Origin of the sequence: Luteimonas sp. MC1828, assembly GCF_016461615.1 — a bacterium.
Taxonomy (GTDB): domain Bacteria; phylum Pseudomonadota; class Gammaproteobacteria; order Xanthomonadales; family Xanthomonadaceae; genus Luteimonas.
The window spans coordinates 335,492-348,800 of sequence record NZ_JAEMNY010000002.1 but is presented as its reverse complement, the minus strand read 5'-3'; the positions used below and the strand labels follow the sequence as shown (position 1 = coordinate 348,800).

General features: G+C 70.8%; 11 protein-coding genes. 8 read left to right on the top strand and 3 right to left on the bottom strand.

Annotated elements, in window-relative coordinates; all coding sequences use genetic code 11:
- Window positions 1-57: 57 nt before the first annotated feature.
- Window positions 58-2,169, bottom strand: coding sequence for a prolyl oligopeptidase family serine peptidase (locus JHB91_RS11445; protein ID WP_199373690.1), 2,112 nt, complete (start codon window positions 2,167-2,169; stop codon window positions 58-60).
- Between the two features lie 421 nt (window positions 2,170-2,590).
- Between JHB91_RS11445 and JHB91_RS11440 the strand changes: the two genes are divergently transcribed.
- Complete coding sequence (locus tag JHB91_RS11440) at window positions 2,591-3,205, top strand: lipocalin family protein (protein ID WP_199373692.1); 615 nt, start codon at window positions 2,591-2,593, stop codon at window positions 3,203-3,205.
- A gap of 25 nt (window positions 3,206-3,230) precedes the next feature.
- Here the strand turns inward: JHB91_RS11440 and JHB91_RS11435 are convergent, their stop codons facing one another.
- On the bottom strand, window positions 3,231-4,199 hold the full coding sequence (locus tag JHB91_RS11435) for a YafY family protein (RefSeq protein ID WP_199373694.1): 969 nt from the start codon (window positions 4,197-4,199) through the stop codon (window positions 3,231-3,233).
- 114 nt (window positions 4,200-4,313) lie between these two features.
- Between JHB91_RS11435 and JHB91_RS11430 the strand changes: the two genes are divergently transcribed.
- From JHB91_RS11430 to JHB91_RS11410, 5 genes are all read left to right on the top strand, one after another.
- Entirely contained in the window at window positions 4,314-7,211 is a 2,898-nt protein-coding gene (locus JHB91_RS11430) for a molybdopterin oxidoreductase family protein (RefSeq protein ID WP_199472957.1), read from the top strand.
- Window positions 7,208-7,438, top strand: a complete 231-nt coding sequence (locus JHB91_RS11425; protein ID WP_199472956.1) for a hypothetical protein — start codon at window positions 7,208-7,210, stop codon at window positions 7,436-7,438. Before JHB91_RS11430 ends, JHB91_RS11425 begins: the two co-directional genes overlap by 4 nt.
- Window positions 7,435-8,166 carry a 4Fe-4S dicluster domain-containing protein gene (locus JHB91_RS11420; protein WP_305067900.1) on the top strand — a complete coding sequence of 244 codons (732 nt, stop codon included), beginning with the start codon at window positions 7,435-7,437 and terminating at the stop codon, window positions 8,164-8,166. The genes JHB91_RS11425 and JHB91_RS11420 overlap by 4 nt, the downstream gene beginning before the upstream one ends.
- A 9-nt stretch (window positions 8,167-8,175) precedes the next feature.
- Window positions 8,176-9,132: a DmsC/YnfH family molybdoenzyme membrane anchor subunit gene (locus tag JHB91_RS11415; protein ID WP_199472955.1), complete on the top strand. Its 957-nt coding sequence runs from the start codon at window positions 8,176-8,178 to the stop codon at window positions 9,130-9,132.
- A 91-nt stretch (window positions 9,133-9,223) separates the two neighbouring features.
- Entirely contained in the window at window positions 9,224-9,907 is a 684-nt protein-coding gene (locus JHB91_RS11410; RefSeq protein WP_199472954.1) for a DUF481 domain-containing protein, read from the top strand.
- Here the strand turns inward: JHB91_RS11410 and hemC are convergent.
- A complete protein-coding gene (hemC, locus tag JHB91_RS11405) occupies window positions 9,895-10,818 on the bottom strand; it encodes a hydroxymethylbilane synthase (protein ID WP_199472953.1) in 924 nt (307 codons plus the stop codon). The genes JHB91_RS11410 and hemC overlap by 13 nt on opposite strands.
- Before the next feature lie 117 nt (window positions 10,819-10,935).
- Here hemC and JHB91_RS11400 point away from each other — a divergent pair, with 117 nt between their 5' ends.
- The gene (locus JHB91_RS11400; RefSeq protein ID WP_199472952.1) at window positions 10,936-12,222 is read left to right on the top strand and encodes a D-amino acid dehydrogenase; all 1,287 of its coding nucleotides are present in this window, start codon (window positions 10,936-10,938) and stop codon (window positions 12,220-12,222) included.
- Window positions 12,222-13,304 (top strand): alanine racemase, encoded by a 1,083-nt coding sequence (gene alr, locus JHB91_RS11395; protein WP_199472951.1) that lies wholly within the window; start codon window positions 12,222-12,224, stop codon window positions 13,302-13,304. Before JHB91_RS11400 ends, alr begins: the two co-directional genes overlap by 1 nt.
- The last annotated feature ends 5 nt before the right edge of the window (window positions 13,305-13,309 follow it).

Genomic DNA, 13,309 nt, shown 5'->3' with positions numbered 1-13,309 from the left:
GGATGCAACGGGGGCGCCCTCAAGGCGCCCCCGTGGTGGTGTCGGCCTGCGTCGGGATCAGTTGCTGTCGCGACCGATCTGCTGCCAGAGGAACGTCAGGTACAGCGCCTCCATGTGCGCCGCCTGGCGGTTGTTGGCCGCGCCGCCGTGGCCGCCCTCGATGTTCTCGTAGTAGCGCACGTCCTTGCCGGCTTCGGACATGAGCGCGTGCATCTTGCGCGCATGGCCGGGGTGCACGCGGTCGTCGCGCGTCGAGGTGAGGATCAGCGTGGCCGGATAGTCACGGGCGGCATCGAACAGGTGGTAGGGCGAGAACGTCTGGATGAACGCCCACTCCGCCGCGACGTCCGGGTTGCCGTACTCGGCCATCCACGAGGCGCCGGCGAGCAGCTTGTGGTAGCGCTGCATGTCCAGCAGCGGCACCTGGATCACCACCGCGCCGAACAGCTCCGGGTACTGCGTGAGCATGTTGCCGGTAAGCAGGCCGCCGTTGCTGCCGCCACGGATGCCAAGGTGCTTCGGAGACGTGATCCCGCGCGCGATCATGTCCTGCGCGACCGCGGCGAAGTCCTCGTAGGCCTTGTGGCGGTTGGCCTTCAGCGCCGCCTGGTGCCAGCGCGGGCCGTACTCGCCGCCGCCGCGGATGTTGGCGACCGCGTAGGTCCCGCCCTTCTCCAGCCAGCCCTTGCCGACGCTGCCGGAGTAGCCCGGGGTCAGCGAGATCTCGAATCCGCCGTAGCCGTACAGCAGCGTCGGGTTGCTGCCGTCGAGCGCCATGCCCTTCGGGTGCACCAGGAAGTACGGCACCTTGGTGCCGTCCTTCGACGTGGCGAAGTGCTGCTCGATCTCATGCTTCGCGGCATCGAAGAACACCGGCATGCTCTTGAGGACTTCAGGCTGCCCGCCCACCTCGACCAGCGACAGCGTGCTCGGCGTCAGGTAGTCGGTGACCGTCATCCACAGCGCGTCGGATTCCTCGTCGTCCACCGCCGAGACCGCGACCGTGCCGAACTCCGGCGCGCCGGCGAACTCAGCGCGCGCCCAGCCCTCGACACCCGGGGTCAGCACGCTGAGCCGGCTCTTGACGTCGTCCAGCACGTTGAGGACGAGGTGGTTGCGGGTGAAGGTGGCGCCGGCCAGCGACGTGGTGTCGGTGGGCTCGAACAGCACCTGGAACTCGCGCTTGCCGGCCATGTAGTCGTCGAACTTCGCCGCCAGCAGCGAGCCCGCCTTGTACGACTTGCCGCCGACCTGCCAGGGCTCGCGCAGCTCCAGCGTCAGCCACTCGCGGTGCGCGCCCTTGATGGCCGAGTTGGGTGCGTCGATCTTCGCCAGCGCACCGTCGGCGTTCCGCAGGTACAGCTCGTCGTTGTAGAAGGCCAGGGTGCGGGTGACGAAATCACGCGTGAAGCCCGGCGTGTGGTCGCGCATCGCCGCGATGTACATGTCATCGGGCTTGCCTTCGTACACCACCGTGGCCGAAGTGATCGGCGTGCCGCGCGTCCACTGCTTGACGATGCGCGGATAGCCGGAGCTCGTGAGCGAGCCGTCGCCGAAGTCGGTGTACACGTAGACGGTGTCGCGATCGATCCACTGCAGGCCGCCCTTGGCCTCGTCGCGGAAGAAGCCGCCATCCACCCACTGCAGCGTGGACAGGTCGAACTCGCGGGTGACGTCGGCATCGGCGCCGCCGCGCGACAGCGCGACCAGGCAGCGCTCGTACCCGGGCTTGAGGCAATTCGCGCCGTGCCAGACCCAGTTCTCGCCTTCGGCCTTGTTCAGGGCGTCGAGGTCGAGCACCGTCTCCCACTTGGGCTGCGGCTTGCGGTATTCGTCGAGCGTGGTGCGGCGCCAGAGGCCGCGCTCGTGGTGCTTGTCCTTCCAGAAGTTGTAGTACCACGCACCCTGCTTGTAGACGCCGGGAATCTTGTCATCGGAGTCGTGGATGGCGAGCAGTTCGGATTCGAGCGCCTTGAAGCCCGGCGTGGCGGCCAGCTCGGCTTCGGCCGCGGCGTTCTGTTCGCGTACCCAGGCGAGCTGCTTCTCACCCTCCACGTCCTCCAGCCACTGGTGCGGATCGACCACTTCGGGCTCCTTTTCCTGGGCGATGGCGCCGAACGCGGTGACCGCCAGTGCGGCAAACAGGCAGGCGTGGGACAGCTTGGGCATACGGCAACTCCAGCGGTTCGGACGTGGCCGGCCACGCTAGCACAGCGTCCACGCCAGGGCGGCCGCCGAAAGTCCCGGTGCGGCGCACGGCCAGCAGCGCCAGCCAGGCGCAGGCCGGAAGGCCCGGCAGCCACAGCGCGAGCCAGCCGAACGTGGCGCTCGCCGCGCGCGCCTGCGGCAGCGACAGCAGCGCCACCACGGCCACGAACACCAGGCCGAGGAGGCCGCGGGCCAGCCAGTCGCCGTCGGCGACCGGAGCCGCGCGGCGCGCGCGGTGCAAAGAGCTGTGACAATCAACGGTCATGGCAATCCTCCACAATGGATGCGCAGGTTCGGCCGCGGCCATCTCAAGGGCTGCGACCGGCGTTGACACTACGTTCGCCACGCGTGGTCGATCCTGCGCCCACCCCCGGACCACGCGATGACCGCCAAGCTGAAACTCCGCACCGCACCGCCGATATTCCACCTGCTCTGCGCATCGGCGCTGGCGTTGCTGCTGGCGGCGTGCGGCACGACCCGCGGCGCGGCCGAGGCCGACGCTGACGCGAAGGCTCCGGCGCTGGACGCGCTGATGGGCGACTGGTACGTGGCGGCCCGCGTGCCGTGGTTCGGCGAACGCGGCCGCGTGGCGCACCGGGTCCGCTTCACGGCCGACCGCGACGACCGCGTGGCGGTGCATCGCAGCTGGCGCAAGGGTTTCACCGAGGTCGAGGAGAGCGACGACACCACCGCACGTCGCAGCGGCCACGGCGATCGCGTGTGGACGGTGCGCCTGTACGGCGTGATGCCCAACAAGCTGCGGATCCTCGAAATCGCCGAAGACGGCACTTGGCTGCTGATGGATTCGCAGGGCCGCGATATCGCCTGGATCCTGACCCGCGCGCAGGTGGTGGAAGACGCCGCCTACCTCGAACTCGAGAAGCGCATCGGGCGCCACGGCGTCAACACCGACAAGCTGCGGCGCGTGCCGCAGGTGCCGGAGCAGGAAGGCAAGCTGGGCTTCGAACCCGCCGCGGTGCCGTCCACCGGGCGCTGACGCGCCCCTGCCAGCCCCGCAGCGGTCAGCCTTCGTAGTTCGTCAGCGCCAGCGCCAGCAGCGTGCGCGCCTGTTCGCGCAGTGACGGCGGCTCGATGATCTCCGCGTCGCTGCCGTAGTGCAGCACGTCCATCAGCAGTTCGCGCGGCGCGCTGTACGGCACCTTGAGTTCGTAGCGGCCGTCGGCAAGGTGCCGTCCCTGCTGCTGCGAATGCCAGTGCTCGTCGGCCACCCAGCGCGCGGCCTTCGCGCTGAACATGATGGTGGCCACGCCCTTGGGCGCGCCCGAGAAGATGCCGTAGCTGCCGCCGAGGTGACGATCGAGCTCCGCCTCGTCGACATCGATCGCCACCACCTCCAGCGCCTTCGCCTGCACGACCCGATCCACCGAGAAGCTGCGCAGGCCTTCGCGTTCGTGGTCCCAGGCGTCGAGGTACCAGTTGTCGCGGTAATGCGTGATGCGCTGCGGTGACACCGTGCGCCGCGTCTTCTCGCCGGTGGAGCGTGCGCGGTATTCGAACGCGAGCTGCCTGCGCTCCAGCACCGCCGAACAGACCACGCGGAAGGCGTGCTCGTCCAGGCGCCGGGTGCGGTGCGGGATGACGCGCACGCGCTCCATCGGCAGGCGCTTGCCGCTGGCGTGCTGGCTCAGCAGCTTGTCGATGCGCGACTGCAGCGGCGCCAGCGCCGACGACAGCACGCCGCCGCCGCTGCGCGACAGCAGCTGCTGCGCGGCCAGCAGCGCGTGCAGCTCGTCCGAGCTCAGCCACAGGCCGGGCAGCTCGAAGCGGTCGCTGTCTTCCGCCGCGTAGCGGAACCCGGCGTCGCCGTCGCCGGTCACCGGCGCCATCAGCGCGTCGCGCAGGAATGCGAGGTCGCGGTACGCGGTGGCGCGCGAGCAGCCGAGCTCGTCCTGCAGGCGCGCCACCGTGACCGGATAGCGCGCCGACTTCAGGATGCGGTGCAGCGAGAGGATGCGTTCGTAGCGGTCCATGCAGGGGCCCTTGTGGACGATGGCCGGCGCCGCCGGCAGCCCCGCTATTCTGCCTCCTGGAACGCCGCCGGACGACGCCAGCGCGGCGGCGGTGACATAGGCACAATGGGGCACATGCGCGCATCCGCCCCGAACGAGCCCGCCATCGACACCTCGCCCTCGCCCGGCGACGAGGTCAAGACCACGACCTGCTACATGTGCGCCTGCCGCTGCGGCATCAAGGTCTGGCTCACCGACGGCAAGGTCCGCTACATCCAGGGCAATCCCGCGCACCCGGTGAACCAGGGCGTGCTGTGCGCCAAGGGCGCGAGCGGGATCATGCAGCACTACTCGCCGGCGCGGCTGTCCAAGCCGCTCTTGCGCGTGGGCGAACGCGGCAGCGGTGAATTCCGCGAGATCGAATGGGAGGACGCGCTGCAGCTGGCGACCTCCTGGCTGGCGCCGCTGCGCGAGCGCGATCCGGATGCACTGGCGTTTTTCACCGGCCGCGACCAGTCGCAGGCGCTGACCGGCTGGTGGGCGCAGCAGTTCGGCACCATCAACTACGCGGCGCACGGCGGATTCTGCTCGGTGAACATGGCCACCGGCGGCCTGTACACGCTGGGCGGCTCGTTCTGGGAATTCGGCGAGCCGGACTGGGAGCACACGCAGTACCTGATGCTGTGGGGCGTGGCCGAAGACCACGACTCCAATCCGATCAAGCTCGGCCTGGGCAAGCTGAAGGCGCGCGGCGCCAAGGTGGTCGCGGTGAACCCTGTGCGCTCGGGCTACGGCGCGATCGCCGACGAGTGGATCGGCATCCGCCCCGGCACCGACGGCCTGTTCGCGTTCGCGTTGATCCACGAGCTGCTGCGCATGGACCGCATCGACCTGGATTACCTGGTGCGCTATGCCAACGCGCACTGGCTGGTGGTGCGCGATCCGGGCGGGGCGCAAGACGGCCTGTTCGCGCGCGATGCCGAGGGGCGCCCGCTGTGCTGGGTGAGCGGCGCGGAGGCGGGCACACCGGTGGCTGCCGACGCCATCGACATCTCGCCCGCGGTCGCCGGCGACTACACGCTGGAAGACGGCCGCCACGTGGCCCCCGTCTTCCAGCTCGTCGCCGAGCGCTACCTCGACCCGCAATACGCACCGGACGCGGTCGGCGAGCGCTGCGGCATCCCCGCCGACACCATCCGCCGCATCGCGCGCGAGCTGGCCGCGGCCGCGTTCGACAGCAAGCTGTCGCTGCCGATCGCCTGGACCGACGCCTGGGGCCGCGAACACGCGGAGATGCCCGGCCGGCCGGTGTCGCTGCACGCCATGCGCGGCATCAGCGCGCACTCGAACGGCTTCCACACCTGCCGCGCGCTGCACCTGCTGCAGCTGCTGCTGGGCGCGGTGGATGCGCCGGGCTCGTTCCGCTACCAGCCGCCGTATCCCAAGCCCATTCCGCCGCCGAACCGTCCCGGCAAGACCCGCCGCGCCGATGGCACGCTCGACGCCGGCCCGCTCGGCTTCGTGCACGGCCCCGAAGACCTGCTGGTCGACGCCGAAGGACGGCCGCGGCGCATCGACCATGCGTTCTCGTGGGCTTACCCGCTGTCGGCGCACGGCATGATGCACACCGTGATCCGCAACGCGCACGCCGGCGACCCGTACCGCATCGACACGCTGATGATGTTCATGGCCAACATGAGCTGGAACTCGGCGATGAACACCGGCGAGACCATGCGCTGGCTGACCGACAAGGACGCCGACGGCAGCTACCGCATCCCGCACATCATCTATTCCGATGCCTACGCGTCGGAGATGGTCGCCTATGCGGACCTGGTGTTGCCGGACACGACGTACCTGGAGCGCTTCGACGCGATCAGCATGCTCGACCGCCCGATTTCCGACGCCGACGGCGCGGCGGATGCCATGCGCCACCCGGTGTTCGACCCGGATACCCAGGCCGGCAGCGACGGGCGCGCGCGCGACGTACGCGGCTTCCAGTCGGTGCTGCTCGACCTCGGCGCGCGCCTCGGCCTGCCGGGCATGGTGCATGCCGACGGTTCGCCTTCGTACCGCGACTACGCCGACTACATCGTTCGCCACGAACGCACGCCGGGTGTCGGCCTGCTCGCCGGCTGGCGCGGCGAAGACGGCGACCTGCACGGCAAGGGCGCGCCCAACCCGGAGCAGCTGCAGCGCTACATCGACAACGGCGGCTTCTGGCGCGAGGAGGTCCCCGAGCACGCGCGCTATTTCAAGATGGCCAACCGCGGCTATCTCGAATGGGCGCACAGGCTGGGCTTCATCGGCTCGACCGCGCCGATCGTGCTGCAGCTGTACGCCGAACCGCTGCAAAAATTCCGGCTTGCGGCGCAGGGCCACGGCGCGCACCAGCCGCCCGCGGAACATCGTGAACGCGTGGCCACCTATTTCGATCCGCTGCCGATGTGGTACGAGCCGTTCGAGCACGACCAGACCAGCCGCGAGACCTATCCGCTCAACGCCGTGACCCAGCGGCCGATGTTCATGTACCACGCGTGGGGTTCGCAGAACGCCTGGCTGCGGCAGATCGCCGCGCGCAACTGGCTGTACCTGCATCCCGACACCGGCGCACGCCTCGGCCTGGCCGACGAAGACTGGATCACCGTCGCGTCGCACAACGGCGAGATCACCGTGCAGGCGAAGTTCGCGGGCAACGTGCAGCCGGACACGGTGTGGACCTGGAACGCGATCGGCAAGCGCCGCGGCGCGTGGCGGCTCGCGAAGGACGCGCCGGAAGGCGACACCGGCTTCCTGCTCAACCACCTGATTTCCGACCGCACCCCGCGCGGCGACTACGCCAATGCCGACCCGGTCACCGGGCAGGCGGCGTGGTTCGACCTGCGCGTGTCGATCCGCAAGGCCGAGGCCTCCGGACACGACGGACGCCGCGACCGGCAGGCCGAGCCGCAGTTCGACAGCCTCCCGCTCGGCGATGCGCCCGAAGGTCCGCTGCGCTACGGCGCCGGCCTGCGCGCGAAGGCGTATCGCCGATGAGGGCGTTCGCCATCGCGCTGCGCTGGATCTGCCTGGTGGGCGGCGTGGCCGGCCTGGTGGTAAGCACCTGGGCCTTCATCGATCCGTCCGCGTTTCCGGCGATGCAGGGCAGCGGAGGTGCGTTCGATCCGCCGTCGCCGCGCTGGCGCGCCGCGCTCGGCGTCGTGTTCTCGCTGCTGGTCATCGGCTACGGCAGCAACCGCGTACACCACCGGAAGCTGCCATGACCAGCCTGCCCGCGCCGTCGCCGAAGAAGATGGGCCTGGTGATCGACCTCGACACCTGCGTCGGCTGCCATGCCTGCGCGACCAGCTGCAAGGAGTGGAATGCCGGCGGCATGGCCGGGCCGCTGACCGACGAACGCCCCTACGGCAAGGATCCGTCCGGCGTGTGGTTCAACCGCGTGCACAGCTACGAGCTGGCGGAGGCGGACGCGCAGCCGGCGATGACCCTGCACTTCCCGCGCAGCTGCCTGCACTGCGAAACGCCGGCGTGCGTGACGGTGTGCCCGACGGGTGCAAGCTACAAGCGCGCCGAGGACGGCATCGTGCTGGTCGACGAGGACAAGTGCATCGGCTGCCAGCTGTGCAGCTGGGCCTGCCCCTACGGTGCGCGCGAGTACAGCGAGGTCGAGGGGGTGATGAAGAAATGCACCCTGTGCGTGGACCGCATCTACAACGTGAACCTCGAGGAGACCGAGCGCCAGCCGGCCTGCGTACAGGCCTGCCCGACGCGCGCGCGACACTTCGGCGACCTTGGCGACCCGGAGTCGGCGGTGTCGAAGCTGGTCGCCGATCGCGGCGGCGTGGCGCTGCTGCCGGAACTCGGCTACCAGCCGGTGAACCGTTACCTGCCGCCGCGCCCGCGGCGTACCGATGGCGAAAGCGCGGAAGCCGACACAGCCACGCGCGCGACCTCGCCGCTACATTGGCTGGCCCGCAGCTTCCGGCGCTGAGCGATCCCGATGCGACCCGCCCTGTCGATCATCCTGTTCACCACGCTCTCCGGCGCCGGCTACGGCCTGCTGGCGTGGACCGGCATCGCGATCGCGCTGCTGGCGCTGCGCGGCGGGCTGTCCACCGCGCTCGACGGCGTGCAGTTCGCCGGCGTGGTGCTCGGCCTGGTGCTTTCGACGGTGGGCCTGTTGTCCTCGCTTGGCCACCTCGGCCAGCCGCGGCGCGCCTGGCGCGCGCTCAGCCAGTGGCGCACCTCGTGGCTGTCGCGCGAAGGCGTGTTGGCGATCGCCACCACCGTGCCGGCGCTCGCGGTGATCGCCTTGCTCGTGTGGATGCCGGCCAGCGCAGCGCGCGCATCCTGGCTGGCGCTGCTTGGCGTGGTGCTCGCGGTGCTGGCGCTGGCCACCGTGGCCTGCACGGCGATGATCTACGCCTCGCTCAAGCCGATCCCCGCGTGGCGCCATCCGCTGGTGGTGCCGGTATACCTGCTGTTCGCGCTGCTGACCGGGCTCGCCCTGCAGTACCTGGTGATGGCGGCCATGCTGCGCGGACAGGGGCCGGCGATGATGCTGGCCAGCCTGGCGATCCTCGGCGCGCTGCTGGCAGGCCTGAAATGGCTGTACTGGCTGGCGATCGACGGCGCCGGAGCGCCGGCCGCGCGCGGCGCGGCACTCGGGCTGCCCGGTCGCGACGCAAAGGTGTTGGAGCGCCCGCACACCGAGGCCAACTACATCACCCGCGAAATGGTGTTCGCCCTCGCGCGCCGCCATGCGCTGCGGCTGCGGATCGCCATGAGCATTGGGCTGGTGGCGGCCCCGCTGCTGGCGACCCTGCTGGTGGTGACCGGCCTGCTGTCCCCGGTGGCTGGCGTGCTTCTGGCCGCCCTCGGCCTGCTGGCCGCGGCGTTCGTGGAGCGCTGGCTGTTCTTCGCGCAGGCGCGCCATGTGGTCTCGGCCTATTACTGAACCGCGCCGCGACATCTCGGCTGATCGCCTTTGAACAGCGTCTAAAAGACGGGATAATCGCCAGTTAATCGTTTTCATCGGAGCCCACGGCATGCTGTCCGCCGCCCTGTGGGTGGCCTTCGCCGCCCCGCCCGTGCTGATCGCGCCCTTGCCGGAATCCCCCGGCGAGCCGGCGCTGTTCGCCGTGGCGGCCGGGCGCGCCGACCTGCGCCGCCCCTGCTACCGGCTGGCCTGCAACGACGCCGGGTGGCGCGCGCCCACGCGGTTCACGCGCATCGCCCAGCCCAAGGCGCCGGGCACGCTGGATCCGCTGCTGCCCATGCGCCTGCCGGCGATCGCCGCGCGCCGCTATCCGCTGTATTCGCCGGCCTCGCGCCGCGACTGGCGCACCACGCACGGCAGCCACTCGCGCTTCGACGCCGGCTTCGGCTACGAGGCCGTGCGCACGCCGGACACCAACATCCGCGTCGAACTCGGCACCGGCTATCGCCTGCAGCCCTATGCCGACTACGGCACCGCGAGCGAAGGCCCGATCGCCCGTGGCCGGCTCGAGCTGCGCCAGAACATCAGCGACAACGCCTTGCTGACCCAGCGGGTGCTGGTCGAGACCGGCCGCCTGAACACCACCACCCGGCAGGTGATCGGCCTGGACCTGCGCCTGCAGCCGCAATGGACGCTGCATTCGAATTTCGAACTGCGCCACGACAGCGCCGGCGACGGCGGCCGCGGTGCGACCGACACCGAAGGCTCGCTGCAGCTGCGCTACAGGTTCTGAGCGGGCGGCAGGAACTCGCCGGCGCCGGCGGCCAGCAGGCGCGCCGCGACGTCGCGGCCAAGCGCCTCGGGCGTGGATGCAGGCGCTTCGGCATTGGCACGCACGCTGCGCCCGTCGTGCTCGCTGCCCACCAGCCCATCCAGCCGCAGCCTGTCGCCATCGAGGCGCGCGAACGCGGCAACCGGCACGTGGCAGCTGCCATGCAGGGCCAGGTTGAGCGCGCGCTCCGCCGACGCGCAGGTGCGCGTGGGCGCGTGGTCGAGGGCGCGGCACAGCGCCATCACCTCGGCATCGTCGCCGCGGCATTCGATCGCGATCACGCCCTGCGCCGGCGCCGGCAGCCACTCCGGCGCATCCAGGCGCATGCGGATGCGCGCACTGAAGCCGAGGCGGTCCAGGCCCGCGCAGGCCAGCACGATCGCGTCGTACTCGCCGGCATCGAGCTTGGCCAGGCGCGTATTGACGTTGCCACGCAGGTCGCGGATCTCGAGGTCCGGGCGCACCGCGCGCAGCTGCGACTGGCGGCGCAACGAGGACGTGCCGACGCGCGCGCCGTACGGCAGCGCGGCCAGGCTTGCATGGTGGTTGCTGACGAAGGCATCGGCGTGGTCGGCGCGCGCAAGGAAGGCCGGCAGCGCGAACGGCGCGTCGACCTCCATCGGCACGTCCTTCAGCGAGTGCACCGCGCAGTCGGCCTCGCCGCGCAGCATCGCCAGCTCGAGTTCCTTCAGGAACAGGCCCTTGCCGCCGATCGCGGACAGCGAGCGGTCCAGCACCTCGTCGCCGCGGGTCGACATCGGCACCAGCTCCACCGTGATGCCAGGGTGGGCGGCGCGCAGCAGGTCGGCGACGTGTTCGCTCTGCCAGAGGGCGAGCGGGCTCTTGCGGGTGGCGATACGGAGGGTGTTCACCCTGCCATTATCGCCGACCGCACCTGCCGACGTGGATTTCGATCCATATACTGGCGGATTCCATGAACCCGCCGGCCACGCCGCCCCACTGGCCGCCCGCCCGATCGAGTCAATCCAATGCGTATCCTGATCCTGGGCTCCGGTGTGATCGGAGTGACCAGCGCGTGGTATCTGCGTCAACAGGGGCACGACGTCGTCGTCATCGACCGCGCGCCCGGCCCCGCGATGGAAACCAGCTTTGCCAATGCCGGCCAGGTTTCGCCCGGCTACGCCTCGCCCTGGCCCGCGCCGGGCATCCCGCTGAAAGCGGTGGGCTGGCTGCTGTCGCGCCACGCGCCGCTGGCGATCCGGCCGACCGCGGACCCCGCCCAGTACCGCTGGATGTGGCAGATGCTGCGCAACTGCACCCATCACCGCTATGCCATCAGCAAGGCGCGCATGGTGCGGCTCGCCGAGTACAGCCGTGCCTGCCTGGAGGAGCTGCGCCGCGACACCGGCATCGCGTACGAGCAGCGCACGCTCGGCACCACGCAGCTTTTCCGCACCCAGGCGCAGCTCGACGGTGCCGCCAAGGACATCGCGATCCTGCGCGAGTACGGCGTGCCCTACGAACTCCTCGACCGCGCGGGTATCGTCGGCGTCGAACCGGCGCTGGCGCGGGTCGCCGATACGCTGGCCGGCGCGCTGCGCCTGCCCGGTGACGAAACCGGCGACTGCCACCTGTTCACCACCCGGCTGGCGGCGATGGCCGAGGCGGCCGGCGTCGAGTTCCGCTACGGGCAGGACATCGAAGCCCTGCTGGGCGACGGGGACCGCATCGCCGGCGTGCGCATCGAGGGCCGCACCGAAACCGCCGACCGCTACGTGCTCGCGCTCGGCGCGTGGTCGCCGCGCCTGCTGGCGCCGCTCGGCATCCGCCTGCCGGTGTACCCGCTCAAGGGCTATTCGCTGACGATCCCGATCACGAACCCCGGGATGGCGCCGCACTCGACCGTGCTCGACGAAAGTTACAAAGTCGCCATCACCCGCTTCGACGATCGCATCCGCGTCGGTGGCATGGCCGAGGTCAGCGGCTATGACCTGTCGCTGCCCCAGCGCCGCCGCGACACCCTGGAGATGGTGGTGCGCAGCCTGTATCCCGACGGCGGCGATCTCGCCAACGCCAGCTTCTGGAGCGGCCTGCGCCCCTCCACGCCGGATGGCCCGCCGGTCGTCGGCACCACGACCTACCGCAACCTGCTGCTCAACACCGGCCACGGCACCCTGGGCTGGACGATGGCCTGCGGCTCGGGGCGCTACCTGGCCGACCTGGTCGACGGCCGCGCGCCCGCGATCGACGGCGAAGGCCTCGACATCTCGCGCTACGGGCGCCCCTGGCCCGCCGCGCCCACGGGGCTGCGCTGATGCGCCCCGCGCGCGCCACCATCGACCTCGACGCCCTGCGCCACAACTACCGCCACGCGCGCGCGCTCGGCGGCGGCAAGGCGCTGGCCGTGGTCAAGGCCGACGCCTACGGGCACGGCGCCGTGGCCTGCGCCCGCGCGCTCGACGGCGAAGCCGACGGCTTCGGCGTGGCCTGCATCGAGGAGGCGATCGAGCTGCGCGAGGCCGGCATCCGCGCGCCCATCCTGCTGCTGGAAGGCTTCTTCGACGCCGACGAGCTGCCGCTGATCGAGCGGCATGCGCTGTGGACGGTGGTCGCCTCGCCCTGGCAGGTGGACGTGCTCGAGCGCCAGCCGCTGCGGCAGCCGCTGCCGGTCTGGCTGAAGCTCGACTCGGGCATGCACCGCCTGGGCCTCGCACCCGAGGACTATCCCGATGCCTGGCGGCGCCTGCGCGCACTGCCGTGGGTGGGCGACATGGTCGCGATGAGCCACTTCTCGCGCGCCGATGAACTCGCTCAGCCCAGCACGCCCGCGCAGCTGGCCACGTTCGACGCGATGCTGGCGCGGCTTCCCGCCGGCACGACTTTCAGCCTTGCCAACTCCGCCGCACTGATGGCCTGGCCAGCGGCGCGCGGCGGCTGGGTGCGCCCCGGCCTGATGCTCTATGGCTCGCACATGCTCGACGCCCCGTGCGCCGAAGCCGAGCCGCTGCGCGCGGTGATGGAGCTCGCGTCGAAGGTCATCGCCGTGCGCGAGCTCGCCGCGGGCGAACCGATCGGCTACGCGGGCGCCTTCATCACCTCGCGCCCGACGCGCGTGGGCGTGGTGGCGGCCGGCTATGCCGACGGCTATCCGCAGTACGCCACCTCGGGCACCCCGGTGATCATCGACGGCCAGCCGGGCGAGCTGATCGGGCGCGTCTCGATGGACATGCTGACCGTCGACCTGACCGACCACCCTCGCGCCGGCATCGGCAGCGACATCGAGCTGTGGGGCGCCCGCCTGCCGGTCGCCGAAGTCGCGGCGCGCAGCGGCAACAGCCCGTACCGGCTGCTGACCGGACTGAAGCGGGCGACGCGGCAGACGGTCGGGCGCGGTTAGATCCC

Bases quoted from the DNA above. Each gene is read 5' to 3' on its own strand.
- JHB91_RS11445 (WP_199373690.1), bottom strand. From the start codon at position 2,169: ATGCCCAAGCTGTCCCACGCCTGCCTGTTTGCCGCACTGGCGGTCACC.
- JHB91_RS11440 (WP_199373692.1), top strand. From the start codon at position 2,591: ATGACCGCCAAGCTGAAACTCCGCACCGCACCGCCGATATTCCACCTG.
- JHB91_RS11435 (WP_199373694.1), bottom strand. From the start codon at position 4,199: ATGGACCGCTACGAACGCATCCTCTCGCTGCACCGCATCCTGAAGTCG.
- JHB91_RS11430 (WP_199472957.1), top strand. From the start codon at position 4,314: ATGCGCGCATCCGCCCCGAACGAGCCCGCCATCGACACCTCGCCCTCG.
- JHB91_RS11425 (WP_199472956.1), top strand. From the start codon at position 7,208: ATGAGGGCGTTCGCCATCGCGCTGCGCTGGATCTGCCTGGTGGGCGGC.
- JHB91_RS11420 (WP_305067900.1), top strand. From the start codon at position 7,435: ATGACCAGCCTGCCCGCGCCGTCGCCGAAGAAGATGGGCCTGGTGATC.
- JHB91_RS11415 (WP_199472955.1), top strand. From the start codon at position 8,176: ATGCGACCCGCCCTGTCGATCATCCTGTTCACCACGCTCTCCGGCGCC.
- JHB91_RS11410 (WP_199472954.1), top strand. From the start codon at position 9,224: ATGCTGTCCGCCGCCCTGTGGGTGGCCTTCGCCGCCCCGCCCGTGCTG.
- JHB91_RS11400 (WP_199472952.1), top strand. From the start codon at position 10,936: ATGCGTATCCTGATCCTGGGCTCCGGTGTGATCGGAGTGACCAGCGCG.
- alr (WP_199472951.1), top strand. From the start codon at position 12,222: ATGCGCCCCGCGCGCGCCACCATCGACCTCGACGCCCTGCGCCACAAC.